Below are 25,123 nucleotides of genomic sequence, written 5' to 3'. Positions count from 1 at the left end.
GTAGTAACAATGAATACCGTTTATTTGTTGGGTATAAAAGGTACATAAGATTGAAAATGTGCAATGGAGGCTATAATTAATGACAGAGAAATCTTTAGCAGAAATGCAACGTGAAGTTGATGCGTATATCTCGCAATTTAAAGAAGGCTATTTTTCACCACTTGCAATGTTAGCGCGCATGTCTGAAGAAGTAGGCGAATTGGCGCGTGAAGTCAATCATTCATTTGGCGAAAAACCTAAAAAAAATGATGAAGATGACAATTCGATTGAACTGGAACTTGGTGATATTTTATTTATTACGATGTGTTTTGCCAATTCACTGGGGATTGATCTGACACAAGCACACAATCAAGTGATGCATAAATTTAATACACGCGATAAAGATCGCTGGACACGTATAGAAGAAAATAATACGGAAGAAAAATAAGTGCAAGAAATTTATTTCCAAGTAAAAGGAGTCTATAATGACAACATTGATTAAAGTAATTGTCGCCGGAGCAGGCGGTCGTATGGGTAAAGAGGTTGTAAAATTAGTACTAGGTGACAAACAGTTAGAATTAGCCGCGGCGATCGGACGTTCTGATGCTGGAAAAGATGCAGGGCAGTTAGTTGGCATGCCGACAGCCAATATAGAAGTAGTGGCTGATCTGAAGCAAGCATTAGCAGATTATCCAGCAGATGTACTGGTGGATTTCACAACACCTGAATTTGCTTATGAACATGCGTTGTTAGCGATTGAAGCAGGGGTTCGTCCGGTTATGGGTACTACAGGATATACACCGGAGCAAATACAAGAATTAGATCAGAAATGCCAGACAGCCGGTCTAGGCGGACTGATTGCTCCGAACTTCTCGATTGGAGCTATTTTGATGATGCGTTTTGCAACGCAAGCGGCGAAGCATTTTCCAAATGTAGAGATTATTGAATATCATGGAGATCAGAAATTAGATGCTCCTTCCGGTACAGCTGTCAAAACAGCAGAAATGATCTCAGAAGTTCGTCAACCAATCAAACAAGGTAATCCTAATGAAAAAGAAAATATACAAGGCGCTCGTGGCGGAGAATATGATGGATTCCGTATTCACAGTGTCCGTTTGCCAGGCGTATTCGCTCAACAAGAAGTGATTTTTGGCGGTGCTGGAGAATCACTCAAAATTCGCAATGATTCGTATGAGCGTTCTAGCTATATGCCAGGCGTGAAGCTAGGTATTCAGAAAGTAATGGAATATAGCGGTATGGTGTATGGATTTGAGCGTTTTATCGATTAATTTGAATAATACAGAAGTATAGGGGAGATTTCGATGTTTAATATCGCTTTTATTGCCCATGACCGCAAAAAAGATGAGATGGTCAACTTTGTGATTGCATATGAAAATGTTTTTGACGGGCATCAATTATATTCTACCGGTACTACAGGTATGCGTATTATGGAACATACGAATTTGAAAATCCACCGTTATTTATCAGGCCCATTGGGTGGAGATCAGCAGATTGGTGCGATGGTCGCGCAAAATGATATGGATTTGATTATTTTTTTACGTGATCCATTGATGGCACAGCCTCATGAACCGGATATTAGTGCATTGCTTCGCATCTGTGATGTACAAGGGATTCCTGTTGCTACCAATATTGCAACAGCTGAGATTCTGGTCAAAGCGTTAGATCGTGGCGATTTTGCTTGGCGTGAGTTAGTTCATAAATACAAGCCGGAGACACTGTAATGAGTGTTTCTGTCGATATTCTTGTATTTGGTGCTCATGCAGATGATGCAGAGATTGGAATGGCAGGTACGATTGCCAAGCATGCCGCCGCAGGTCTAAAAGTAGGTATTTGTGATTTGACTGAAGCAGAGATGTCTTCTAACGGGAATGTAGAATTGCGTAAGCAAGAAGCAGAAGCCGCTGGCAAAGTATTGGGATTAGCGTATCGCAGTAATTTAGGATTGCCAGATCGCCGGTTAGCACGTTCTACAGAGCAACTGGATGCGATTACTGCGGAGATTCGTAAGCTGTCGCCTAAGATTGTATTTGCTCCTTATTGGATTGATCGTCATCCAGATCATATGATCTGTAGTCAGCTTGTAGAAGAAGCAGTATTCAATGCGAAGCTACGCCGTTATATGCCAGAACTACCTCCAGTCACCGTACAACAGACGTATTATTATTTTATTAATGATCCTGCACCTACAGATCTACTTGTAGATGTCACCGATGTATATGAACAGAAAGAGCAAGCATTGCTTTGTTATCGTTCCCAATTTGGCGGCTTAGCAGATGTAGATATGGTAGAGACGCCACTTACCCAAGGATACGTAGAGCGTGTGCGATATCGGGATAGTCTGGCAGGTCAACGCAGTCAGATTCAATATGCAGAAGGGTTTGTAACTAAGACTCCTTTTGTCGTTGATCTTTTTCGTTAAAATCTCTTTTTTTGCTAACACAATTATAAAGAGTATGTATATAATATAAAGTAATGAACTTACCTGATATAAAACGTAGAGCTTACATCATGATTAATGAGGTAAGTGAAAGGAGACAGCCCTTATGGACACGATGCTCAAAATCGGCATCACATGTTATCCGTCGCTTGGCGGCTCTGGCGTCGTGGCAACAGAATTAGGCAAATTACTTGCTGAAAAAGGGCATCAAGTGCATTTTATTTCGCACAGTGTTCCTTTTCGATTAGGAACATTTCATAAAAATATTTTTTATCATGAAGTAGAAGTTAATGATTATTATGTGTTTAAATATCCACCGTATGATCTGACGTTAGCTAATAAAATGGCTCAAGTGGCTAAAATGCAGCAGTTGGATGTGTTACATGTGCATTATGCTGTGCCTCATGCCGTGTGTGCTTTTTTAGCGAAGCAAATGGTAGGCGATCATTTAAAAGTCGTAACCACTTTACATGGTACAGATATTACAGTGCTTGCACAGGATGAATCGTTAAAAGACTTGATTCGGTTAGCGATCAACGAAAGTGATGCTGTAACAGCAGTATCCAAAGATTTGATTCGTGAGACACATGAATTGTTAGATATTACACGTAATATTGATCTAACTTACAATTTTGTAGATAAACGAATGTATTATCCACGCGATACAACAGAACTGCACAAAGATTATGCGTTCGGTGATGATCGTGTGCTAATGCATGTCTCTAACTTTCGCCCGGTCAAACGTGTTAGCGATGTGGTAGAGATTTTTGCCAAAGTCAATGAGAAGATTCCTTCAAGGTTGCTACTGGTTGGCGAAGGCCCTGATCTGCCCAAAATTCAATTTCAGATTCAAGAACTAGGCTTGACCGAGCGCGTTATGTTTCTAGGGAAACAAGATGATATCCCGCAAGTGATTTCACTAGCTGATATTTTGTTGCTTCCTTCTGAAAAAGAAAGCTTCGGTCTGGTAGCACTGGAAGCAATGGCATGTGGTGTTCCAACCGTGGGATCACAAGCAGGTGGTATTCCAGAATTGATTATTCATGGCGAGACTGGATTTCTTGCGCCAATCGGTGATACAGATAAGATGGCAGAACATGCTATCGAATTATTAACCAACCATCAATTGATGCAGACGATGATCAAAAATTGTCTAGATCGTTCACAAAGTGAGTTCAGCAATGAACGTATGATGGCTGAATATGAAAAAATTTATTACCGGGTACTTGGACGTGAATTGTCTCAGCCTTCTCCGGTATGTGGTTGAGGGGATTATACCATGCAATGGAATTGGGTAGATCCGCAGACGGCGGAGCGGGGGCAATCTCTGCTCCGCCGTTTGACTGATCAGGGATATGAAGGATATTTTGTAGGTGGATGTGTACGTGATGAATTATTAGGACGACCGGTCAATGATATGGATATTGCAACCAATGCAACACCAGAGCAGGTGATTTCTTTATTTGAACGTACGATTCCTACAGGACTAGAACATGGCACGATTACCGTGTTGATTGACAATGAGCCTTTTGAAGTCACTACATACCGTACTGAAACTGAATATGTTGATCATCGCCGTCCAGAACAAGTACAATTTGTGCGAGAATTGAGTGAAGATTTACGCCGTCGTGATTTTACGATGAACGCTATTGCACGTGGGATTGATGGAGAATATACTGATCCTTTTCATGGGATTGATGATTTGAATAAAGGGATTATTCGTTGTGTAGGTATCGCTGATGAACGTTTTGAAGAAGATGCGTTGCGCATGGTAAGAGGGATTCGATTTGCGTCTGTATTTCATTTTGAAATAGAACAGCAGACCTGGCAAGCTCTTCTGCATCATCAAGCATTAATCTATCATATCGCTACTGAACGTATTCGCGTCGAAATGGAAAAAATGATTGCAGGGCCTTATCCTTATCAGGGTATTGAACTATTGTTAAGCAGTGGATTGATTCCACATATGAAAGTGTCTGTACCTTGTGAGGCATTAGATCAAGATCTGCTGCGTTCATTAGAACAATTACCTGCATCACCATCTATTTTGCGCTGGGCTTTAATTGCACTAGGACTTGGCATGGATGAACAGCAGATCAAAATTGTTTTCAAATCCTGGACATTTCCGAATATTATAACTGATCAAGTCTCCAAAATAATACGGATGAATGAGCGTTTATATAATGGGATAGTACAACGTGAAGCTGTACCTTTAGCTACTATAGAACATAAAGAGTCTATAGATACAGATGCAAATAGACATCACTCGTATGTGCTATTTGTAAGTTGTGTATTAGATTATGGCAAAGAGATTGCACAATACTGGCATACTCTTTTTCCTGTATTGCCACACGCATATCAACAACGTTTAGCGATCATAGGCAATCAAGCAGATAGATGGTTAGAACAGTTAACGGTATATAGTCTGGCTGATTTACCTGTCAAAGGGCAAGACGTTCTTCAACATTTAGAAATTGCCGCAGGCAAATGGCTAGGTGAACTACTGCATGAAATTTTACTTCTAGTTGCTACAGGACAATTGGACAATAACAAAGAGGTTATATTGCATTATGCGGATCAAGCCTCAGGAAGGAAGGGATTACGATGAATGATGAACATCTGCTTCAACTGCTGAATGAACATCCAGGACAATACATTTCAGGCGAAGAAATCAGTCGCCGAATGTCTGTTAGTCGTACAGCAATTTGGAAAGGTATTAATCGTTTGAAAGAAAAAGGCTATGAATTTGAATCAACGTCTCGCAAAGGATATCGAATCACACGTCGACCGGATCGATTCGATGTGACAGCTTTGCAACTAGCTTTGAGTCAAAAAGGATCATGGGGCCAGCCGTTACATTTGTTTGAATCGGTGGCTTCTACACAAGATGAAGCACGCATGTTTGCAGAACAACAGACTGCTGAAGGAACGTTAGTAATTGCTGAAGAACAGACAGCAGGTCGTGGCAGACAAGGCAGACCTTTCTACTCACCATCCGGTAGAGGCATCTGGATGAGTCTGGTGATGCGTCCGGTACAACCTTTACAGTATATGTCTCAATTGACATTGCTGGCTGCTGTAGCGGTATGTAGAGCGTTACGTAACACTACACAATTAGATATCGGGATCAAATGGCCAAATGATCTATTAATCGATGGACGCAAAGTATGCGGGATTCTGATCGAATCGGCTGCAGAAGATGGACGTGTACGTTATGCGATTGCAGGCATCGGTATAGATGCGAATCTAACAGCAGAAGATTTGCCAGAGCATTTGCAATCGATCGTGACTTCATTGCGTATCGAATCCGGTCAGGTAATAGATCGTACAACTGTAGTAGCAGAAGTTATCTCTGAATTAGAGTCATTGTATCAATTGTATACAGACGAAGGCTTTACACCGATTGCTGCGCTATGGGAAAGTATGGCGATTTCGATTGGCAAATCGATTCAAGTACACAATGCTCAAGGTTCTTTTCAAGGGATCGCTCAAGGTTTAGGAATGAACGGTGAACTTCTACTACGTCTTGCTGATGATCGGGTTATTCCTATTTATTCAGGAGATATTGAATTTTAATCTAGAAATAATTGTTAGATAAAATAGTGAATTTAACCATTTGTTCTGGTATACTATATCGGAAGACGGTATCGGCAAGACCGAACCGTACTTTCTGATGTTAACTTGATGTTACCAGCGCTTAGCAGTATAAGCGCGACCAAGTTCAATGAGAAAATGATTTTTGCAAAGCAAAATATCTTTCCATCAGCGCTTGGCAGTATAAGCTTTTAACGCAAGCCACTCTAAGGATTAGCTCAATAACCGGGGTTATCTGTCTGTTGAATAGATCACTGTTATTCAGCAGAAATAAACCTACAATTTTTGAGTCGCTAATTAGAGTAATAACTGAATAGGTATCCCATCCAGGATACATATGTGAAGCGAGGTGTTGGCTTACATTCAATTCTGCTCTGAGCCGTTTTATAGGACCGAGACAGAAGAGATGATCGCAAAGTGACTCTTTTTTGGACTCAGGACCTTTTTAGTGAACGACTAGACTAAAAGGTTTTTTATTTTGTTCGAAAGACTATACCCAACTTAAAAGGAGCTTGATGTCACCATGGCAGCCAAAATGCCGCTTAATATTTTGAAAATGAAAAAAATGAAACAGGAAGGTCATCCCATTACGATGATTACAGCCTACGATTATCCAACCGCTCAGCTTGCTGAAGAAGCAGGCGTAGATATGTTGCTCATTGGAGATTCATTAGGTAATGTCGTGCTTGGATATGATTCGACGATTCCTGTAACTATAGATGATATTGTATACCATTCACGTGCAGTTGCTCGCGGTGCGGGATCAACGTTTATTGTAGCTGATCTGCCGTTTATGACGTATCACGGAAGTATCGATGAGACACTGAAAAGTGTACGTCGATTAATGCAAGAAGGTCATGCGCATGCGATTAAGCTTGAAGGTGGCGCAGAGATTGCAGATACGGTCAAAGCTATTGTGCAAGCAGGGGTACCTGTCATTGCGCATATCGGTCTAACTCCACAGTCTGTACACCAAATTGGTGGATACCGGATTCAAGGGAAAGACGAAAAAGATGCACAACGTTTATTGGATGATGCACTTGCATTAGAAGCGGCAGGCGCATTCGGAATTGTATTGGAATTGGTTACCGAAGAAGCAGCTACCACAATTAGCCAACAATTATCGATCCCAACGATCGGTATTGGAGCAGGGCGTGGCTGTGATGGTCAAGTGCTTGTTTTTCATGATGCTGTGAAGTACACATCGTCTTATCGTGAAAAACGGTTTGTCAAAACGTATGCAGATGTAGGGAATACGATTCGTGCTGCTTTGCAAGAGTACGTTAATGAAGTGAGAAGCGGTGCATTTCCAGCTGAACAGCATGTATTCAGTGGAGATCAAGAAGCTTTGGGATCGTTATATGGAGCCAAACGGAAGGTGGAGACTCAATCGTGAAAGTTGTACGTAGCATCACCGAAATGAGAGCAGAAGTAAAACAATTACGCAAACAGCGTTCTACTATAGATCATGAAGCAACAGTTGGACTTGTTCCCACGATGGGATTTTTGCATGATGGGCATGCAAGCCTTATGCAAAAAGCAACTGAAATGAGCGATATTGTAGCAATCAGTATTTTTGTTAATCCGATTCAATTTGGACCGAATGAAGATTTCGAACGTTATCCTCGTGATGAAAAACGTGATCTAGCCTTAGCTGAAAAAAATGGAGTCGATTTGGTATTTATGCCTGGTGTAGAAGATATGTATCCTACACCGATCAAAACGCATGTTACTGTGGCAGATCTTACCGATACCCTATGTGGTGCTTCACGTCCCGGTCATTTTGATGGTGTATCTACAGTAGTGACCAAACTTTTTAATATTGTGAAGCCAGATTATGCCTTCTTCGGTACCAAAGATGCACAGCAAGTCGCTGTGCTTCGTCAAATGGTGACTGATTTGAATATGGATATTGAAATTGTTCCTTGCCCTATTGTACGTGAACAAGATGGTCTAGCGCTTAGTTCTCGTAACGTGTACCTATCTCGTGAAGAACGGGAGCAAGCATTAGTACTTTCACGCTCTTTACATCAGGTACAGCAACAAATGCGAGAGCAAGAAGAGATGACAGCAGGTCAAGTACGAGCATTTCTACGTACCTCAATCGGTCAGTCCGATATTGCTGAAATTGATTATGCAGACATTTTAAGTTTTCCACGATTAGAATCATTAGCAGAAGATACCGTTTTAGCTACATTGGATCATGAAGTGATTATTGCACTGGCTGTGAAATTTGGACGTACGCGTCTGATTGATAATGTTATTTTGGAAACGAAAGGTGTTGCCTTACATGTATAGAACGATGATGAAATCCAAGATTCACCGCGCTACTGTAACTGAAGCTAATCTAAATTATGTAGGTAGTATTACGATAGATGAAGATTTGATGGATGCAGCGGATTTGCTTGAAAATGAAAAAGTACAAATCGTTAATAACAACAACGGTGCTCGCTTAGAAACGTATGTTATCGTTGGTGAACGTGGTAGTGGTGTAGTGTGCTTGAACGGAGCAGCAGCACGCCTAGTACAGCCGGGAGACACTGTAATTATTATCTCGTATGCGATGATGAGTTCTGAAGAATTAGCGACTCACCGCCCAACGGTTGTATTTGTAGATGAAACAAACAAACCTGTTATGGAAGCTCATAAAGAAGTACACGCAACCATTATGTGAGAATGAGGGTTGAATAAAAGTGGGTTGGTAGTGTTGGTAGGTACCTCGCTTCGGGAATGGAATTGTTCTTGTCGTCGCTGGTTTACTAGAATCCCTTGAATATACCGCATAGCGGTAGGGATTATAGTAAAAAGGCGATCGCTTCGCTCTTTCAGAACAATTTCCATTCCCTTCGCTAGAGGAGATATCTACTACCCTATCCAAAGATTTTATTCAGGTTGGCTTGCCGGAGCATTCTTGGCAGGAGAACATTTTATAGATTGAAGGATTTTTAGACATTGTCTATTAGTTATATAACAGGGATAAAGAAAAGGATCTAGTATATATATGACTAGATCCTCTTTTTATTTAGAGAATAGATTAGTTCCTGCATATTTTTCCTGCTACTTTCTAAATGGTTATTCAACATTATGCTTATCCACTTGCACCAGCGGAGACGAGAAAATCGTTCTGAAAGAGCGAAGCGCTCGCCTTTGTAAACGAATCCTGCCTGTAAAGCAGTCATTCAAAGGATTGATTTGCAACAAGCGACGACAATAACGATTTTCTCCTCGCAGCGCCACCCCACGAAAAGCTAAAATTTGAATAACTCCCCACCCTTTGATTTTCAAAACGGTCTTCTTCTGGTATGCTGATAGGTGAACATTTCGACATCAGGTTGAGACGACAGCAAGGAGAGGATTTAGACATCCATGAAATTTGCCGTACTGGATTTTGAGACCACAGGTACTCAGTCCACCGATGATATTATTCAAGTTGGGCTTGCCATTATAGATCATGATTTAAGTATTTCCACTGTATATTCTTCTATGGTGAAGCCGGGAGTGCCGATTCCTCCTTTTATAGAAGGTTTAACAGGAATTAAAAATGAAGATGTAGAGAATGCTCCAGAGTTAGACGATGTTATCTTGGAGATGATTCCTCTATTAGAAGATGCTGTGCTTGTCGGGCACAATGTCGGTTTTGATTTAGGATTTTTGCAACGTGCTTTAGATCAGACCGGATATTTGGCATTTACAGGTCGAGTGCTGGATACGATGGATCTGTTACGTATCTTTTTCCCGAATCTATCGAGCTACCAGTTAAGCATGGTGAGCAGAGACTTGGGATTCGTCCATGATCGTCCTCATCAAGCAGATAGTGATGCGTTAGCGACCGCTCATGTATTTCTAAAGTGCTTGGAAGAGTTAAATGATCTACCATTAATTACAGTCCAGCGTTTATCTGAATTATTTGATAATCAGGATAGTGATCTGGGTTGGTATTTTGATGGCGTGCGGATGGAGAAAGAAGCACAGCCGATTCAAGATTTGGACGAACATCGCTTTTTCCGTCAATTGGCGTTAAAAGTAGGCGATTGGAATGAAATTTTGCCGGCTCATGAAGAGCGAGGTAATATGCCACTTGCAGATGTTTCATTTGATGAATTTTTAGATCAAGTGAAACAAAACTTACGTAATCTGCTTCCTAACTATGAAGAACGGGAACCGCAGAATCGTATGTTTGAAGAAGTGATCAAAGCGATGACCGATGATAAGCATCTATTGATCGAAGCAGGAACAGGAACAGGCAAATCGCTAGGATACTTATTACCTTCGATTTATCATAGTGTCAAAGAAAACGATCGTGTCATGGTAAGTACGCATACGATTAACTTGCAAGAACAGTTGCGAGAACGCGATATTCCATTATTGACTCAAGTTGTTCCATTTGCATTTCGTGCTGCCGTATTCAAAGGACGCCAGCATTATTTGTGTCTGCGCAAATTTGAGCATAAAATAAATACAAAAGAATTTCAAAGCCCTAAAGAAGATGTATTGATTGCAGCTCAAATGATTGTCTGGTTAAATGCGACAGAAACTGGCGATGATGAAGAACTCAATATGGGTAATCGTGGTGCTGACTTCTGGGAAACGGTAGCCAGTGATACCGATTCTTGTCTGGGTCGTGCATGTCCATGGTTCCGCAAATGTTTTTACCATCGTGCGAAGCATGAAGCAGGTACAGCAGATGTAGTCATTACCAATCACTCGAAATTATTTACCGATGTCAAAGCAGGACATCAATTGTTACCTGCTTATGATCGCTTGGTTATTGATGAAGCACATCATCTAGAAGATGTCGCAGGCAAGCACTTGGGTATGCATATGAAATATTTCACATTGGTTCATCCACTGTTACGATTGTTCAAAGACAGCAAAAATGGTCAGTTAGCGATTTTGCGTCAACAATTAGGCTCTTCTGGCAATGAACGTGGTATGGATTGGGCGATAGCGATTGATAATCTATATCCTGAAATTGTAGATGTCAAAGAAAACTGGGATAAATTGAGCGAGTTACTATTTGCTTTGTTACCTCAGCGTAGTGATGCCGCTCCTGGTGAAGCCGGGCAGTTTACACTTCGTCTTTTACCAGACAAGCAACCGACCGAATGGAATGTGATTACAGAGCTTGAGAATCAGATTCATATCGGACTGAGCCAGTTGATTCGTAAAGGCGAGCAAGTGATGAATCAGATCAAAGACAGCGATGAGCAGTTAGGCACAGATAGTCTGGTAACAGACGTATCAGGTCTATTCAAAGACTTAACAGTGGTACGAGATGATCTGCGTCAATTTGTGAAGCTGGAAAGTACAGATACGGTCTACTGGTATGAAGCTAATGGGAATTACCGTAGCAAGTCTTTACAGATGTATGCTGTACCGGTTGATGTGAGCAAGCAATTGAAAGAGTACTTTTTTGATAAAAAGAAAAGTATTATTTTGACATCAGCGACATTATCAATAGAAAAGAAATTCCAATATATGATTGAACAGTTAGGGCTTGTAGAGGCGGAAAAAGAAGGTCGATTGATGACCGAACAGTTATCTTCACCTTTCAATTATCGTGAGCAATCGCTGTTGTTAATTCCGCGAGATTTTCCAAGTGTCAAAGGCAGTGTTGGTGATGCGTTCTTTGTAGATACGTTAGCGAACTCATTAGCGGAGACTGCCAAAGCGACCAATGGACGAATGATGGTGTTATTTACCTCTTATCGGATGCTCAAGCAGGTGTATGAGCCATTGAAAGAGAAGTTATCACATAGCGATATTGCAGTATTTGGACAAGGGGTCGATGGAGGAAGTCGTACCAAGCTCACTCGAAGATTCCAAGAGCGTTCCGCTTCGGTGTTGCTGGGTACAAGTAGCTTCTGGGAAGGGGTCGATATTCCAGGCGAAGCGTTAACCTGTCTGGCGATCGTACGTTTACCTTTTCAACCGCCTAATCATCCACTGCTTGAAGCCAAAAGTGAACGGCTGAAAAAAGAAAAGAAAAATCCATTTATGAAATTATCTGTACCGCAAGCAGTTATCCGTTTCAAACAAGGTTTTGGTAGATTAGTACGGACATCTAGTGATCGGGGAATCGTTATTGTCTATGACACTCGTGTGATCGAGTCCTATTATGGCAAGCATTTTCTATATTCATTGCCCGGTCCCAAAATGGAACATATGCCGACAGAGCAGATGGTACCCCGTATTACAGAATGGCTTAGCCAGGCCGAACCTGAAAAGGAAACTGTAAATCAAGAGGGGGAGCAAGCATGAAATCCGACAAAATATCAGAAGCAGTCGTGCGAAGACTACCTGTATACCTTAGATATCTGAACGAACTTCACACACGTGAAGTTCCTACAGTGTCTTCGCAAGAACTGGGACAAAAACTAGACTTGAATCCAGCACAAATTCGCAAAGATTTAGCTTATTTTGGAGATTTTGGACGTAAAGGGATCGGTTATGATGTATCGTATTTGATTGAGAAAATACGTCATATTTTAAAATTAGATCAACAAATCAATGTGGCACTTGTAGGCGCTGGTAATCTAGGGCATGCCCTTTCTAACTATAATATGTATCTAAAAGAAACAATGAAAATCGTAGCTGTGTTTGATTCTAATGATTCGAAAGTAGGCTCTTTAATCAATACATTAGTCGTACAGCCTATTGATGAACTTGGAATTACAGTCAAAGCGAGAAGTATTCGTATCGGAATTGTTACAGTGCCTAATGTTGAAGCACAGCGTGTAGCGGATCAGTTAATTGAAGCAGGGGTTGAGGCTATTTTGAACTTTGCACCGATTATTTTGAAAGCTCCACCGCATATTCGTGTGCATACTGCTGATTTTACAACGGATTTATTAAGCCTTGCCTATTATCTGGAAGATGGAAAGGAACATGAAACTAATGAATAACACCTCGAACAAATGGGTCATCAAAAACGGTATGTTTGCTGTAATGAGCGAAGAGAAATCAATGCTTTTTGGACATATGGTGATTGAAGATGGATGGATTACGTATCTTGGAGAAGAAGAACCTGTGATCGAAGAAGACACAACCGTAGTAGATGGCAATCATTTGTTTTTTATTCCGGGTCTAGTCAACAGTCATGGTCATGCAGCGATGTCGTTGTTACGTGGATATGGAGATGATCTTGCTCTACAAGTATGGTTACAAGAAAAAATGTGGCCGATGGAAGCGAAATTTACAAGTGACGATGTATACTGGGGAACTGCTCTGTCTGTATTAGAAATGTTAAAAGGCGGTACAACTACATTCCTCGATATGTATGATCGCTCAGAACGTGTAGCCGAAGTGGTAGAACAATCGGGTATGCGTGCAGTATTGATGCGTGGTGTAATCGGCTTGTGTTCAGAAGAAGAACAAAAGCAAAAGCTAAAACAATCAATCGACTTTGCACGTGATTGGCATGGTCAAGCGAATGGACGTATTACAACGATGATGTCTCCACATGCACCGTATACTTGTCCACCTGCATACATCGAACAATTTGTACAAGCAGCTCATGATTTGGATTTGCCGCTGCATACACATATGTCTGAGACACTAGCAGAAGTTCAATTAAACGTTACAGATTATGGACTACGTCCTGTAGCTCATTTGGAGAAATTAGGATTTTTCACTCGTCCAGCATTGTTAGCTCATGCTGTTCATTTGAATGATGAAGAGATCGAAGTACTTGCTGAGAATAAAGTAGCGATCTCTCATAACCCGGGCAGTAACCTCAAATTAGCAAGTGGTGTAGCGCGTGTACCGGATCTGTTGCGTGCAGGCGTTGTTGTGTCTTTGGGAACAGATGGCCCTGCAAGTAATAACAATCTAGATATGTTTGAAGAAATGCGTTTGGCTGCTCTTATTCATAAAGGAGTATCCGGCGATCCAACAGCTGTGCCTGCATTAGAAGCATTGAAAATGGGTACTGAATACGGTGCAAGATCTGTATTTTTGAATGATGTAGGTACATTCGCTGTAGGAATGAAAGCTGATATTACAGCACTTAATGTAGATCAACCGCATTTTTTACCACGTACTGATTTTATTTCACATACGATCTATTCTGCATCTGCTAAAGATGTATTGCATGTATGGGTAGACGGTAAGCAATTGATCAAAGACGGTATATCATTAACATTGGATGAAGAAAAAATTCGTCATGAAGCCCAAAGTGCTTTTGAAGGTTTGCTTAAACGCTAACTGGAAGTCGACAGGAAAGGATGGCGTGTTTTGCGAAATTTGGGAAGTGGCAAGTGGATTGCAATCATTATCGTTGTAGTAGGATTGCTGATATTAGGTGTAAATCAATTTTATGTGCATGTAATGGCAAAGCCATGGAGTAAAGAACAACTGGCTATTAATAGCGCACAGGAAAAAGCAGATATTGTATCTGTGACGCGTACGTTTAATTCCGTCTGGACAGATAGTTCAACGTATTGGGTCGTAGAAGGTAAAAATACAGCACAAGAAGATCTAATGGTCTGGGTCAAATTTAATATAGACGGTTCGGTAGCAGAAGGAGCTAATGCAGTGCATGTTGAGAAAACAGCAGGTACAGTATCCTATCAAGCCGCCACCGATCTTTTGCAAAAAGATTTGCCTGGAGCAGAAGCTGTACGAATTGTACCTGGCTCATATAATGGAAAATACGCATGGCAAGTTTTTGCCAAACTGAATGAACGTTATTATTATCTTTTCTACAATTTCCGTGATGGAACCAAATTAGGTGGACCTATGGAATTGCCTGCAACTTTAAAAGGAACAGGGCAAGAATAACATCATCAAGCTCAAACCATATAAAAAAGCATGATCTAAGGAATTCATATACTGAATCCAAAGATCATGCTTTTTTGTTAATTAAACATAGATTATAAGCGGAATTGCAGTACCGTATTTTGTAATTTCTCAGCCATAGAATGAAGTGTGGCGGTATGAGCTGTACTTTCTTCCAAAAAAGCTAATTGTTCTTCTGTAGCTGCACTTACGCTTTCAGTGTTAGAAGCAACATGATCGGTCAAGCTTGAGATATTTTCCATAGATTTGACAATCTTCTGTGAATGTTCAGATAAATGATGGATAGAATCAGTCACTTCTTTAATTTCAGAAGTGGTATGATCGGTTAGAGATTTAATGGTATTAAACAAATTACCTACAGAATGAGCCGCAGCAATACCTTGACTTACTTCTTTAACCATGTTTTCCACCGATTCGGTAGCACCTTTTGTTTCACTTTGAATAGCATTGACAAGTGCTCTCACCCGATCTACGGATTCATTGGTTTCGTTAGAAAGTTTACGGATTTCGGAAGTAACTACAGCAAATCCACGTCCGTGTTCACCTGCACGTGCAGCTTCAATTGCTGCATTGAGAGAAAGAAGACCCGTCTGAGCTGCAATCGAAGAAATTGCATTATTGATTTCTTCAATTTCTCCAGAGCGTTTGTTTAACGAAGAAATAATCACTTCCAATTTACTCATACGTTGATGAATTTGATCCATTTGGTTCATAACATGTACTATTTCTTGATTACCGAGTAGCGCTTGACTTTGTGCTTGTTGCGCAACGCTCATCGCTTGCTGGCTACTTTGATCAATCTGCTGAATATCTTTATTAACATCATAGACAGTTTGTAATCCACCTTCTACAATTTTAACTTGATCCTGTGTACTGTTAGATAGATCAGACATAATGTCTGCAACGTGTTCAGCAGCTTTACCTGTTTCAGACGTACCACTAGCAACATCTTTAGAAATCGTAATAACGTGCGAAGCATTATCATTAATTTCATGAACAAGATGACGCAAGTTATTTTTCATACTATTAAAGGAAACCGCTAACTCCCCTAATTCATCTTTTTGCTTAACATTTACATCTTCAATATTGAGATCCCCTGTAGAAATAGATTTGGCTGCTTTACTTAATTTTTGTAATGGTTTGGAGATAAGACGTGAAATAAAGATGCCAATAATAATCGCTAATGCGAAGTTAATGATGCTGATTGCGATAGCTAGCTGGCGAACATGTGCTATTTTTTGTGTATTTTCATCTTTGGCAGCCGTCATCAAAGCATCTTGTTGATCTGAAAATTGTTGAGCAAACTTAACAATAATACTTCCTACAGGAATAACACTGGTAATCACATCAAGATAAGATTGATCCACTTGAGCAGGAGGCAGGTTGAACAGTTCTTGAGCGTGGGTTTTGTAATACTCGTTCATTTTCAGCATATAATCTAATTGAGCGGTATCTTCTTTGGAGACGACTAAGCTTTTCATCTCATTCAAAAGTTTGGTCGTCTGATCATTCGTACTTAATAATTGAGAACCATAGTACGAATCGCGACTCAGCATATAGGTCTGCATATATCCATTTTGAGTAGTAGCATAAAATTTCAAATTATCTGCTTGTGATTTTAGAGTGACATAACGATCCAAAATTGTACTCATCGATTGCTGAATTTGTTGAAGAGACATAATATAGATCACTCCCGCACAGCCAGCAATAAGAGCAATAGCAAGAAATCCAGCTAAAAGCTTATGCAGGATAGATAGACGCATCGCAGACCACTCCTTCATATATACTTATTTCCATTTCGCTATATACTTTTCTTCATTAGCTGGGGTAATCAGTTCATAAGGAATGCTGATTTCTTTAGGAACTTGTTTACCATTAGCAGCTTCTATTGCTGTTTGAAGACCTTGACTACCTTGAGCAGATGCATTTTGAAAAACGGTAACTTTTAATTTATTAGCTTTCATAAAATTCAAAGCATCCATCGTACCATCTACACCTGCAAATACAATATTTTGATCTTTTCCATTAATTTGAGTTGCGAGAATAGCCCCAATAATCATTTCATCATTATTGGCAACAACCGCATCAATTTGTTGACCGGATGCTAACCATTTGGCCATTAGTGCCATACTTTTAGCGCGATCATAATTCGCTGTTTCTTCAAAAACAATTTTCATATTAGGGTATTTAGCGATAACGTCTTTATTTCCCTGGGTGCGGTTAACCTGTGCATCGCTACCCATATCGCCATCCATAATAGCAATATTGCCTTTTCCGCCCAAAAGTTTGGCGACTTCATTCATTTGAAGCTTACCAGCGGTTAATGAATCTGAACCTACATAAGAAGTGAGAGTATCTAATTCTTTGAAAGTACGATTGACGGCCACAATCGGGATATTCGCTTGATTGGCTAGATCAACAATCGTTTTTGAAATCGAGGGGTCCATCGGTAGAAAAGCAATAGCTTTGACATCTTGCGCAATAAATTCTTTGATTTGTTGAAGTTGAGTAGAAGCATCATTTTTGGCATCAGCATAAATTACATTCACATCAGGATGTTTTTTGGCATAACTTTCCATGCCGGCTGCTACATAACTGATAAAACGGTCATTCATATCTGGGATAGATACTCCAATAGTGACTTTTCCTGTTGTAGTTGTGTTAGTCGTAGTTGTGGGTGTTGCTTCAGTAGTAGTGGAAGTAGATGCAGTAGAAGTTGAGGAATTAGGACTTACAGATGAAGTTGCAGAACAACCTGCCATAAACATAAAAAGAGCTACTACCAACAAAATAGGGGGATACTTAAACCATAGGCGCATTATCTAACCTCCATACTAGTCATTTTCAAACGAATATAACGTTTACATTTTGTGCATTATCTAAAATAAAGACAAAATGTGACAAGATTATAAAGGCATTATCGACAAAGGGTAGGGGTTTTGTTAGAGCCGATTTAAATTCTACTAAGAAAGGCATAAATAAATAAAAATACCGCTACTCTGGTATCTAAAAGTAGCGGTATTAGAAATCAAAAAACACGTATGATATACTATATATAGATGAATAATTGTAAACACACCAAAAAACCTATCTATTTACTGTTACCGATAGGCGCTAAAATACCGAAGTAAAATATATGTTGTTATGTACACCGTGTTTACTACATTAAAGGAGGACGTATATGAAACTCCGTGTCATGCCTATTTTTATAACAGTCATCGTATCTGCCACTGTATTATTTGGTGGATGGTTTACGTATCGTCAGTTGACTCTCTACAGTCCGCTTACGAAAATTGTACAGAACTATCCTGGGGTAAATGCCTCTCATATTAGTATTAACCCAAAAGAAGTCATGTTGAAACTCGATCTTGCTCCTTCTGCAGATTTAGGTGGTTTGGTACAGACTTTGAATAAGCAAGGAACCGATATCTGGGGTACACGTACACTCCAATTAGAAGTAACAGATCACTCGAATACAGAACTCGACAAAGTATGGGAAAATGCAATGTTCTCTGTTTCTCAAGCAATGGCTACACAAAAATATACTGAAATTCCGGAAACTGTTGAAAGTATCATGCAACAAAATAAAAATATTCAAGTTAAAGCAGAAATGGATGAACGTAACGTATACGTATCTTTGAGCAATGGGAAGGGAAGCAAATTCCTGATTTTGCCACGTAATTCTCAAGTCACAGGAGGAAGCGCCTAATGCCTAAATGGACAAAAGAGATTGTTGTTGGATTTGTGCCGGTCTTGTTAATTTTTCTTATTTTTGTAGGATATAATATTTTACCGTTGTTATTGATTGCTGCTCTAGTAGGTGGAACATTCTTGGTGATGCAAATGCGTGGTGGCTTAGCGGTCGGTGCTGCGCAAGAACGTAAACGTAAAAAAAATGGCCCGCTTAAATTAACATTTGAACAAATTGGTGGTCAGGATAATGCGAAGCGTGAATTACGTGAAGCTCTTGATTTTCTAGTACGTCATGATGAAATGAACAAATTCGGAATTCGTCCGTTAAAAGGAATACTGCTTACAGGTCCTCCGGGGACAGGTAAAACATTGATGGCCAAAGCTGCTGCTCATTATACTGATTCTGTATTTGTCAGTGCGTCTGGTAGTGAATTTGTAGAAATGTATGTTGGTGTTGGTGCAGGACGTATTCGTGATTTGTTCAAAGATGCTCGTACACGTGCTGCCAAAGAAAATAAGCAAAGCGCGATTATTTTTATCGATGAAATAGATGTTATTGGTGGTAAACGTGAAGGTGGACAACAACGAGAGTATGATCAGACGCTGAATCAGTTGTTGACCGAAATGGATGGAATTTATAGCAATGAAGCACCACGTATTTTGATTATTGCTGCTACCAACCGTAAAGAGATGCTGGATAGTGCATTGTTACGTCCAGGTCGTTTTGATCGTCATATTCAAGTGGATCTACCTGATAAAAAAGGTCGTAAACACATTTTGGAACTTCATGCAGCAAACAAACCGCTTGCAAAAGAAACCGATCTAGATAAATTAGCAGAAGAAGCGTATGGTTTCTCTGGTGCTCAATTGGAAAGTGTAATGAATGAAGGCGCTATTTATGCGATGCGTCAAAATGCAGATCATATTTTACAAAGTCATTTATCGATGGCGATTGATAAAGTTATGATGGGTGAAAAAACAGATCGTGAATCCAGTATTGAAGAAAAACGTCGTGTAGCGATTCATGAACTAGGACATGCGATTATGGCAGAAGTAGTTCGTCCGGGTAGTGTAGGGCAAGTCGCACTTAGTCCACGTGGACAAGCACTAGGTTATGTACGTCACAACCCTGCACAAGAGCAATACTTGTATACGAAGCCATTTTTGGAAGAGCAAATTATGATTGCTCTCGGCGGAGCTGCTGCTGAAGAAATGTATTATGAAGGACGCAGTACAGGTTCTAGAGGCGATTTCGATCAAGCGCTCAATATTGTTCAGACAATGATGGAATCCGGTCTTACCAAGCTTGGCATCGTCAGTATGAATATGGTTCCTAAAGAACAAATTATGAAAGAAAATAATGCAATTTTAGAAGATTTAACCAGACGTACCAAAGAAATTCTAGATAGTCGTCGCCTTATTTTTGACACATCTTTAGACATTTTGTTAAAAGAAGAAGTGTTATCCGGCGAACAATTTCGACAACAGTTCAATAAAAGTTCAAATGTACCAGCATAATTTAAAATGCTGGTACTTTTTTTTTACTTTTTGCCTGCGCTACGCTATTATTAGATGTTGGAGAGTATATCAAAGCCTGACATTATGTTTTGATTTTTTCAGCTTCAATACGCAAGTACACAAGATTGATTTTGAAGTATCTATGTATTTTGTATAAAGGCAAGCTAGAGAAGACACAACAACGAATAGAAGGCTTCAAAGGATATAGGCTGAGCATATATAGTCTGTACACTTTATGAATATTGGAAGGGTGGAAAGAAACCATGAATTTTAAAAAAGTCGGCGTTATCGGCGGCGGTACAATGGGACAAGGTATTTCTGAAATGCTTGCTAAAAAAGGCATCGAGGTATTACTTGTTGAGAAAACACAGGACAAGCTGAACCATGCTTGGGATATGATTGAGACAAGTCTAGACAAGCAAATGGAAAAATGGGCATTGACTCAAGCAGAGAAAAAATTGATTTTGTCCAAAATCACTAAAGTGACTCATTTTGCAGATCTGGGTACATGTGAACTTGTTATTGAAACAATCAGTGAAGATCCAGAAGCGAAAAAAGAAGTATTTGCTCAATTGGACCAAGTATGTCCAAGCAGCGTTATTCTAGCAAGTAACACATCTACACTGAGCTTAACAGAACTTGCAAGTTCAACGATGTATCCAGAACGTGTTATTGGAATGCACTTTATTTATCCAGTATCCAAAATTGATCTTGTAGAAATCATTCGTGGTCTTCGTACATCCGATCAAACATTTGAAGTGACAAAAAACTTTATTGAGCAAACAGTAAACAAACGCGGAATCATGGTTTACGAATCTCCTGGATTTGTAACAAGCCGTATTATTTGTTTATTGATCAATGAAGCATTGCATGTACTTGAAGAAGGCGTAGCTTCTGCTGAAGATATCGATGATTCGATGCGCATTGGTTACCAATTCCAATATGGCCCGCTTGAAATGGCTGACCGTTTTGGACTAGATTCAGTAAATGCAGCACTTGAGCGTATGTTCCGCGAATACGGAGAGTTGAAATATCGTCCAGCGATCATTTTGAAAAAAATTGGTTCGTGCAGGTAGTCTTGGCGTGAAAACAGGCGAAGGATTCTTCAAGTATGACAAGGATGGTGACCGGATATGAAAGTACTCGTAATTAATGCAGGTAGTTCTTCTCTAAAATACCAGTTGTACAACATGACAGACGAAAGTGTTCTAGCCAAAGGACGCGTAGAACGAATCGGAATGGATTCTTCTATCCTTGTTCATGAGCCTACAGGCGGCGAAGAATACAATACTGTAAGCGAAATTCTAGATCATACAATTGCGATTCGTCGTGTACTCGAAAGCTTAACAGATGCAAAACACGGTGTTATGCAATCTGTAGACGAAATTGATGCTGTAGGTCACCGTGTAGTACAAGGGGCAGAATCATTTAAAGAATCTGTGCTTGTAGACAAAGATGTGAAAAAAGAAATTCGTCGCTTATTCGATCTTGCTCCTCTTCATAACCCTGCTCATATCATGGGGATTGAAGCGGTTGAGTTGAATATGCCTGACGTACCACAGGTTGTTGTATTTGATACAGCATTCCACCAAACGATGCCTGAAAAAGCATATTTGTATGCTATTCCTAAAGTACTTTACAAAAAACATAAAGTACGTCGTTATGGATTCCACGGCACGTCTCATTATTATGTAAGTCTTGCAGCGGCTGAATACCTTAAACGTCCGTTAAAAGAGCTTAAAGTAATCACTTGCCATATCGGTAACGGTGGTAGCTTAACAGCTGTTAAAGACGGTATCTCTGTAGATACATCAATGGGAATGACACCGCTTGAAGGTCTAATCATGGGTACCCGTAGTGGTGACCTTGATCCAGCGATCGTACCTTATGTAATGAACAAAGAAGAACTCAGTATCGGTGAAGTTAACTTTATGTTGAACAAACATAGTGGACTTATGGCGATTTCTGGTTCGAGCAGTGATATGCGTGAAATTACAGATGCTATGGCAGAAGGCGATGCTAATTCAACACTTGCTTTTGAAATGTTTGAATATCGTTTACGTAAATACATCGGTTCGTATGTAGCTGCTATGGACGGTGTAGATGTTATCGTCTTTACCGCAGGTATTGGTGAAAACTCTGCAATCGTTCGTGAAAAAGTATGTGAAAACTTAACATATCTTGGTGTGAAATTGGATCCAGAATTGAATAAAATCCGTTCTGGTGATCCACGTCGTATTTCTACACCGGATTCCAAAGTAGAAGTACTGGTTGTTCCTACGAATGAAGAGCTTGTTATTGCACGTGATACGTACAAGTTGATTCAAAAGTAAGCAACATATTAGATCATAAACAAGCAGATGTTTATTGTATAATGATTTAAAATAGGTAAATGGATGTTATTCAAATGATTTGAATAATGATAATATAAAAGCTTCTCAGTAGAAATCAAAGCAAAGTCGTTTTTTGCTTTGATTTCTTGCTGAAAATCGCTTGTAGTCATTACCTATTTCATTGATGTTGCTCAATAAGCAAAAGGGAGAGTATATAAATGTCTACCAAAACCGTTATAAAAAAAGTAAATGAGCATGTTGAACAGACTGTCACGATTGGCGCATGGATCAACAATAAGCGCTCTAGCGGTAAAATTCAGTTTTTACAATTACGTGATGGTACAGGATATATTCAAGGCGTTGTTGTAAAAAGCGAAGTGTCCGAAGAATTGTGGAACGATGCGAAAAGCTTAACACAAGAAAGCTCTTTGTATGTAACAGGTATTATTCGTGAAGAACCACGCAGTAAATCTGGATATGAGATGACTGTTACAGGTATCGAAATTATTCATTTAACTGAAAACTATCCGATTACACCTAAAGAACATGGTACAGATTTCTTAATGGATCATCGTCATCTATGGTTACGTTCGAATAGACAGCGTGCGGTTATGGTGATTCGTGCTGAAATTATTCGTGCGGTACAAGAATTTTTCAACACCAACGGATTTACCAAAGTCGATCCACCAATCTTGACACCGTCTGCGGCAGAAGATTCTACAGAATTGTTCCATATCAAATATTTTGATGAAGATGCGTATCTAACACAAAGTGGACAGTTGTATATGGAAGCAGCAGCTATGGCACTGGGTAAAGTATATTCATTTGGACCTACATTCCGTGCTGAAAAATCCAAAACACGTCGTCATTTGATCGAGTTCTGGATGATCGAGCCTGAGATGGCATTTACCGATCATGAAGAAAGTCTACGTGTGCAAGAACAATTTGTATCATATGTCGTACAATCTGTTCTTAAAAACTGCCGTACAGAGTTGGAAACATTGGAGCGCGATATTTCCAAATTGGAAAATATTCAAGCACCATTCCCACGTATCTCTTATGACGAAGCGATTGAGTTCTTAAAAGGTAAAGATTTCGATATTCCTTGGGGTAATGACTTTGGTGCGCCACACGAAACAGCGATTGCTGAAGCGTATGACAAGCCTGTATTTATCACCAACTATCCTAAAGATATCAAAGCATTCTATATGAAACCTGATCCTGAACGTCCTGAAGTAGTGTTGTGTGCAGATATGATCGCACCTGAAGGATATGGAGAGATCATTGGTGGATCACAACGTATCGACGATCCAGAATTAATGAAACAGCGTTTTGAAGAGCATAACCTGACAGAAGAAGCTTATAAATGGTATCTGGATCTACGCACATACGGAAGTGTACCGCATTCTGGCTTCGGTCTAGGTCTGGAACGTACAGTGGCGTGGATTTGTGGATTGGATCATGTCCGCGAAACGATTGCCTTCCCACGTATGTTGTACCGTCTGTACCCTTAGTCTCTACGTAGGATGATGTCTAATCGTAGAGCAATAGAAAGGGTGAATCACATGGGCGGAGAACAATGGAAGTCCTGGTCTAAAGGTGCTGCCTTTGCTTTGGGTTTGCAGACAGCGAATGTGCCGTATGCATTGCTCAAATATTATCAGGCATTAGATCTGGATGATGCGGAAGCAATGTTGCTCATTCAAATTCTATCTTTTCGACAAGTTGAAAATAATGAATTCCCGACACTTGAAGAACTACAGTGGAGAACAGGAGCAGATGCTTCATTGATCGCTACTCGTATCCAGAAGTTAATGAAGTCAGGATTTATTTTGATTGAGGATGAAGAAGACCCGTTAACAGGGATTCGCTATGAGCGTTATGATCTAAGCGGATTGTATGAGAAACTGGGGACTGTACTGGCGACAGAGCAGCAAGATCGTATCGATTCTTCAGACGTATTACCAGAACCGGTTAAACCAATGTCCAAAGCGGATAAGCAAGCAGAAAACGAACGTAACCTTTTTATCATTTTTGAAAAAGAATTCGCTCGTCCGTTATCTCCGATGGAATGTGAAACCATCTCAAGTTGGATTGATCAGGATCGGTATGCAGAAGAATTGATTCTAATGGCGCTCAAAGAAGCTGTATTTGCTGGTAAGCTTCATTTCAGATACATTGATCGTATTTTACTAGAATGGAATCGGAATCGTGTACGCACCGTAGAAGACGCTCGTGCACATACCCAAAAATTCCGTCAACGGTAAGTGGAAATTATCTATTGTACATGAAGCAAAAGTATAACCTTATAGATAGAGTTAGAGCCAAAGAAGGCTATTTCCCGATATGTATTCGAGGAGATAGCCTTCTTTTTATCATATGTACAAATATATTAGGTTTAACTATGATCCGATAAGAAGCTTTCTCTTCAGATCATAGCACTGTATTGAAATATAATTACGTAATAACTATCAAAATATAACGCACATGCGAAATTATACAGCATCATATTTTTAAAATAATAAGATACTCGATACAGAAAAAGATAGTATAGTCACGATTAAAAATAATGAAAATAACATCAAAACATACGGAAAAATAAGATTTTAAAAAATATTTTTAAATTTTTTTTCGCTATAAAATCATCGTTTTTTGTACATTTTTGTAGGTAATATCAAGAAAGATAATTAATTTATATTATAGATTTAATATTCATATAAAAGTATAATTATACATTATCCTATATTTG

Annotated in this window: 22 protein-coding genes and 1 pseudogene; 20 read left to right on the top strand and 3 right to left on the bottom strand. The window is 39.7% G+C overall.

Going from position 1 to position 25,123, the window contains the following annotated elements; genetic code table 11:
- Nucleotides 1-79 precede the first annotated feature (79 nt).
- From QE450_RS11000 to panD, 10 genes are all read left to right on the top strand, one after another.
- On the top strand, nucleotides 80-427 hold the full coding sequence (locus tag QE450_RS11000) for a nucleotide pyrophosphohydrolase (protein WP_274172426.1): 348 nt from the start codon (nucleotides 80-82) through the stop codon (nucleotides 425-427).
- A 37-nt stretch (nucleotides 428-464) separates the two neighbouring features.
- Nucleotides 465-1,268, top strand: a complete 804-nt coding sequence (dapB, locus tag QE450_RS10995; RefSeq protein WP_273612849.1) for a 4-hydroxy-tetrahydrodipicolinate reductase — start codon at nucleotides 465-467, stop codon at nucleotides 1,266-1,268.
- 33 nt (nucleotides 1,269-1,301) lie between these two features.
- A complete protein-coding gene (locus tag QE450_RS10990) occupies nucleotides 1,302-1,721 on the top strand; it encodes a methylglyoxal synthase (RefSeq protein ID WP_273612848.1) in 420 nt (139 codons plus the stop codon).
- Nucleotides 1,721-2,419, top strand: coding sequence for a bacillithiol biosynthesis deacetylase BshB1 (gene bshB1 / locus QE450_RS10985; protein WP_273612847.1), 699 nt, complete (start codon nucleotides 1,721-1,723; stop codon nucleotides 2,417-2,419). The genes QE450_RS10990 and bshB1 overlap by 1 nt, the downstream gene beginning before the upstream one ends.
- A gap of 124 nt (nucleotides 2,420-2,543) precedes the next feature.
- Nucleotides 2,544-3,704 carry an N-acetyl-alpha-D-glucosaminyl L-malate synthase BshA gene (gene bshA, locus QE450_RS10980; RefSeq protein WP_273612846.1) on the top strand — a complete coding sequence of 387 codons (1,161 nt, stop codon included), beginning with the start codon at nucleotides 2,544-2,546 and terminating at the stop codon, nucleotides 3,702-3,704.
- Between the two features lie 12 nt (nucleotides 3,705-3,716).
- Nucleotides 3,717-5,045, top strand: coding sequence for a CCA tRNA nucleotidyltransferase (locus tag QE450_RS10975; RefSeq protein WP_307299341.1), 1,329 nt, complete (start codon nucleotides 3,717-3,719; stop codon nucleotides 5,043-5,045).
- A complete protein-coding gene (locus tag QE450_RS10970) occupies nucleotides 5,042-6,013 on the top strand; it encodes a biotin--[acetyl-CoA-carboxylase] ligase (RefSeq protein WP_307299339.1) in 972 nt (323 codons plus the stop codon). Before QE450_RS10975 ends, QE450_RS10970 begins: the two co-directional genes overlap by 4 nt.
- A gap of 541 nt (nucleotides 6,014-6,554) precedes the next feature.
- A complete protein-coding gene (panB, locus tag QE450_RS10965) occupies nucleotides 6,555-7,427 on the top strand; it encodes a 3-methyl-2-oxobutanoate hydroxymethyltransferase (RefSeq protein ID WP_273612843.1) in 873 nt (290 codons plus the stop codon).
- On the top strand, nucleotides 7,424-8,329 hold the full coding sequence (gene panC, locus QE450_RS10960) for a pantoate--beta-alanine ligase (protein WP_307299334.1): 906 nt from the start codon (nucleotides 7,424-7,426) through the stop codon (nucleotides 8,327-8,329). Before panB ends, panC begins: the two co-directional genes overlap by 4 nt.
- On the top strand, nucleotides 8,322-8,705 hold the full coding sequence (panD, locus tag QE450_RS10955; protein ID WP_273612841.1) for an aspartate 1-decarboxylase: 384 nt from the start codon (nucleotides 8,322-8,324) through the stop codon (nucleotides 8,703-8,705). The genes panC and panD overlap by 8 nt, the downstream gene beginning before the upstream one ends.
- 398 nt (nucleotides 8,706-9,103) lie before the next feature.
- Here the strand turns inward: panD and QE450_RS10950 are convergent, their stop codons facing one another.
- A complete protein-coding gene (locus QE450_RS10950; RefSeq protein WP_307299331.1) occupies nucleotides 9,104-9,316 on the bottom strand; it encodes a hypothetical protein in 213 nt (70 codons plus the stop codon).
- An 81-nt stretch (nucleotides 9,317-9,397) separates the two neighbouring features.
- Between QE450_RS10950 and dinG the strand changes: the two genes are divergently transcribed.
- From dinG to QE450_RS10930, 4 genes are read left to right on the top strand one after another with little or no spacing between them, the layout of a single operon-like run.
- Nucleotides 9,398-12,292, top strand: coding sequence for an ATP-dependent DNA helicase DinG (gene dinG, locus QE450_RS10945; protein WP_307299330.1), 2,895 nt, complete (start codon nucleotides 9,398-9,400; stop codon nucleotides 12,290-12,292).
- On the top strand, nucleotides 12,289-12,936 hold the full coding sequence (locus QE450_RS10940; RefSeq protein ID WP_273612838.1) for a redox-sensing transcriptional repressor Rex: 648 nt from the start codon (nucleotides 12,289-12,291) through the stop codon (nucleotides 12,934-12,936). Before dinG ends, QE450_RS10940 begins: the two co-directional genes overlap by 4 nt.
- The gene (locus QE450_RS10935) at nucleotides 12,929-14,236 is read left to right on the top strand and encodes an amidohydrolase (RefSeq protein ID WP_273612837.1); all 1,308 of its coding nucleotides are present in this window, start codon (nucleotides 12,929-12,931) and stop codon (nucleotides 14,234-14,236) included. Before QE450_RS10940 ends, QE450_RS10935 begins: the two co-directional genes overlap by 8 nt.
- 30 nt (nucleotides 14,237-14,266) lie before the next feature.
- The gene (locus QE450_RS10930) at nucleotides 14,267-14,812 is read left to right on the top strand and encodes a cell wall elongation regulator TseB-like domain-containing protein (protein ID WP_274172433.1); all 546 of its coding nucleotides are present in this window, start codon (nucleotides 14,267-14,269) and stop codon (nucleotides 14,810-14,812) included.
- A 92-nt stretch (nucleotides 14,813-14,904) separates the two neighbouring features.
- Here QE450_RS10930 and QE450_RS10925 read toward each other — a convergent pair whose 3' ends face one another.
- Entirely contained in the window at nucleotides 14,905-16,593 is a 1,689-nt protein-coding gene (locus tag QE450_RS10925; RefSeq protein WP_307299326.1) for a methyl-accepting chemotaxis protein, read from the bottom strand.
- Between the two features lie 24 nt (nucleotides 16,594-16,617).
- On the bottom strand, nucleotides 16,618-17,649 hold the full coding sequence (locus QE450_RS10920; RefSeq protein ID WP_307299324.1) for a sugar ABC transporter substrate-binding protein: 1,032 nt from the start codon (nucleotides 17,647-17,649) through the stop codon (nucleotides 16,618-16,620).
- A 362-nt stretch (nucleotides 17,650-18,011) separates the two neighbouring features.
- Between QE450_RS10920 and QE450_RS10915 the strand changes: the two genes are divergently transcribed.
- From QE450_RS10915 to QE450_RS10890, 6 genes and pseudogenes are all read left to right on the top strand, one after another.
- A complete protein-coding gene (locus QE450_RS10915) occupies nucleotides 18,012-18,539 on the top strand; it encodes a hypothetical protein (protein ID WP_273612833.1) in 528 nt (175 codons plus the stop codon).
- Nucleotides 18,539-20,041: an AAA family ATPase gene (locus QE450_RS10910; RefSeq protein WP_273612832.1), complete on the top strand. Its 1,503-nt coding sequence runs from the start codon at nucleotides 18,539-18,541 to the stop codon at nucleotides 20,039-20,041. Before QE450_RS10915 ends, QE450_RS10910 begins: the two co-directional genes overlap by 1 nt.
- Before the next feature lie 263 nt (nucleotides 20,042-20,304).
- A pseudogene (locus QE450_RS10905) lies at nucleotides 20,305-21,178 on the top strand (3-hydroxyacyl-CoA dehydrogenase family protein).
- Complete coding sequence (locus QE450_RS10900; RefSeq protein WP_273612830.1) at nucleotides 21,175-22,374, top strand: acetate kinase; 1,200 nt, start codon at nucleotides 21,175-21,177, stop codon at nucleotides 22,372-22,374. The pseudogene QE450_RS10905 and the gene QE450_RS10900 overlap by 4 nt, the downstream one beginning before the upstream one ends.
- 218 nt (nucleotides 22,375-22,592) lie before the next feature.
- Nucleotides 22,593-23,888 carry an asparagine--tRNA ligase gene (asnS, locus tag QE450_RS10895; protein WP_273612829.1) on the top strand — a complete coding sequence of 432 codons (1,296 nt, stop codon included), beginning with the start codon at nucleotides 22,593-22,595 and terminating at the stop codon, nucleotides 23,886-23,888.
- 51 nt (nucleotides 23,889-23,939) lie between these two features.
- Nucleotides 23,940-24,641 (top strand): DnaD domain-containing protein, encoded by a 702-nt coding sequence (locus QE450_RS10890; protein WP_204823557.1) that lies wholly within the window; start codon nucleotides 23,940-23,942, stop codon nucleotides 24,639-24,641.
- Nucleotides 24,642-25,123 lie beyond the last annotated feature (482 nt).

Source organism: Paenibacillus sp. SORGH_AS_0306 (assembly GCF_030819345.1).
Lineage (GTDB): Bacteria > Bacillota > Bacilli > Paenibacillales > Paenibacillaceae > Saccharibacillus > Saccharibacillus kyungheensis.
The sequence above is the reverse complement of the archived record's forward strand: the minus strand, read 5'-3'. Positions and strand labels throughout refer to the sequence as shown.

What these genes read in the sequence shown, in the direction of transcription:
- QE450_RS11000 (WP_274172426.1), top strand. Translation starts at nt 80, where the DNA reads ATGACAGAGAAATCTTTAGCAGAAATGCAACGTGAAGTTGATGCGTAT.
- dapB (WP_273612849.1), top strand. Translation starts at nt 465, where the DNA reads ATGACAACATTGATTAAAGTAATTGTCGCCGGAGCAGGCGGTCGTATG.
- QE450_RS10990 (WP_273612848.1), top strand. Translation starts at nt 1,302, where the DNA reads ATGTTTAATATCGCTTTTATTGCCCATGACCGCAAAAAAGATGAGATG.
- bshB1 (WP_273612847.1), top strand. Translation starts at nt 1,721, where the DNA reads ATGAGTGTTTCTGTCGATATTCTTGTATTTGGTGCTCATGCAGATGAT.
- bshA (WP_273612846.1), top strand. Translation starts at nt 2,544, where the DNA reads ATGGACACGATGCTCAAAATCGGCATCACATGTTATCCGTCGCTTGGC.
- QE450_RS10975 (WP_307299341.1), top strand. Translation starts at nt 3,717, where the DNA reads ATGCAATGGAATTGGGTAGATCCGCAGACGGCGGAGCGGGGGCAATCT.
- QE450_RS10970 (WP_307299339.1), top strand. Translation starts at nt 5,042, where the DNA reads ATGAATGATGAACATCTGCTTCAACTGCTGAATGAACATCCAGGACAA.
- panB (WP_273612843.1), top strand. Translation starts at nt 6,555, where the DNA reads ATGGCAGCCAAAATGCCGCTTAATATTTTGAAAATGAAAAAAATGAAA.
- panD (WP_273612841.1), top strand. Translation starts at nt 8,322, where the DNA reads ATGTATAGAACGATGATGAAATCCAAGATTCACCGCGCTACTGTAACT.
- dinG (WP_307299330.1), top strand. Translation starts at nt 9,398, where the DNA reads ATGAAATTTGCCGTACTGGATTTTGAGACCACAGGTACTCAGTCCACC.
- QE450_RS10940 (WP_273612838.1), top strand. Translation starts at nt 12,289, where the DNA reads ATGAAATCCGACAAAATATCAGAAGCAGTCGTGCGAAGACTACCTGTA.
- QE450_RS10935 (WP_273612837.1), top strand. Translation starts at nt 12,929, where the DNA reads ATGAATAACACCTCGAACAAATGGGTCATCAAAAACGGTATGTTTGCT.
- QE450_RS10925 (WP_307299326.1), bottom strand. Translation starts at nt 16,593, where the DNA reads ATGCGTCTATCTATCCTGCATAAGCTTTTAGCTGGATTTCTTGCTATT.
- QE450_RS10920 (WP_307299324.1), bottom strand. Translation starts at nt 17,649, where the DNA reads ATGCGCCTATGGTTTAAGTATCCCCCTATTTTGTTGGTAGTAGCTCTT.
- QE450_RS10915 (WP_273612833.1), top strand. Translation starts at nt 18,012, where the DNA reads ATGAAACTCCGTGTCATGCCTATTTTTATAACAGTCATCGTATCTGCC.
- QE450_RS10910 (WP_273612832.1), top strand. Translation starts at nt 18,539, where the DNA reads ATGCCTAAATGGACAAAAGAGATTGTTGTTGGATTTGTGCCGGTCTTG.
- QE450_RS10900 (WP_273612830.1), top strand. Translation starts at nt 21,175, where the DNA reads ATGAAAGTACTCGTAATTAATGCAGGTAGTTCTTCTCTAAAATACCAG.
- asnS (WP_273612829.1), top strand. Translation starts at nt 22,593, where the DNA reads ATGTCTACCAAAACCGTTATAAAAAAAGTAAATGAGCATGTTGAACAG.
- QE450_RS10890 (WP_204823557.1), top strand. Translation starts at nt 23,940, where the DNA reads ATGGGCGGAGAACAATGGAAGTCCTGGTCTAAAGGTGCTGCCTTTGCT.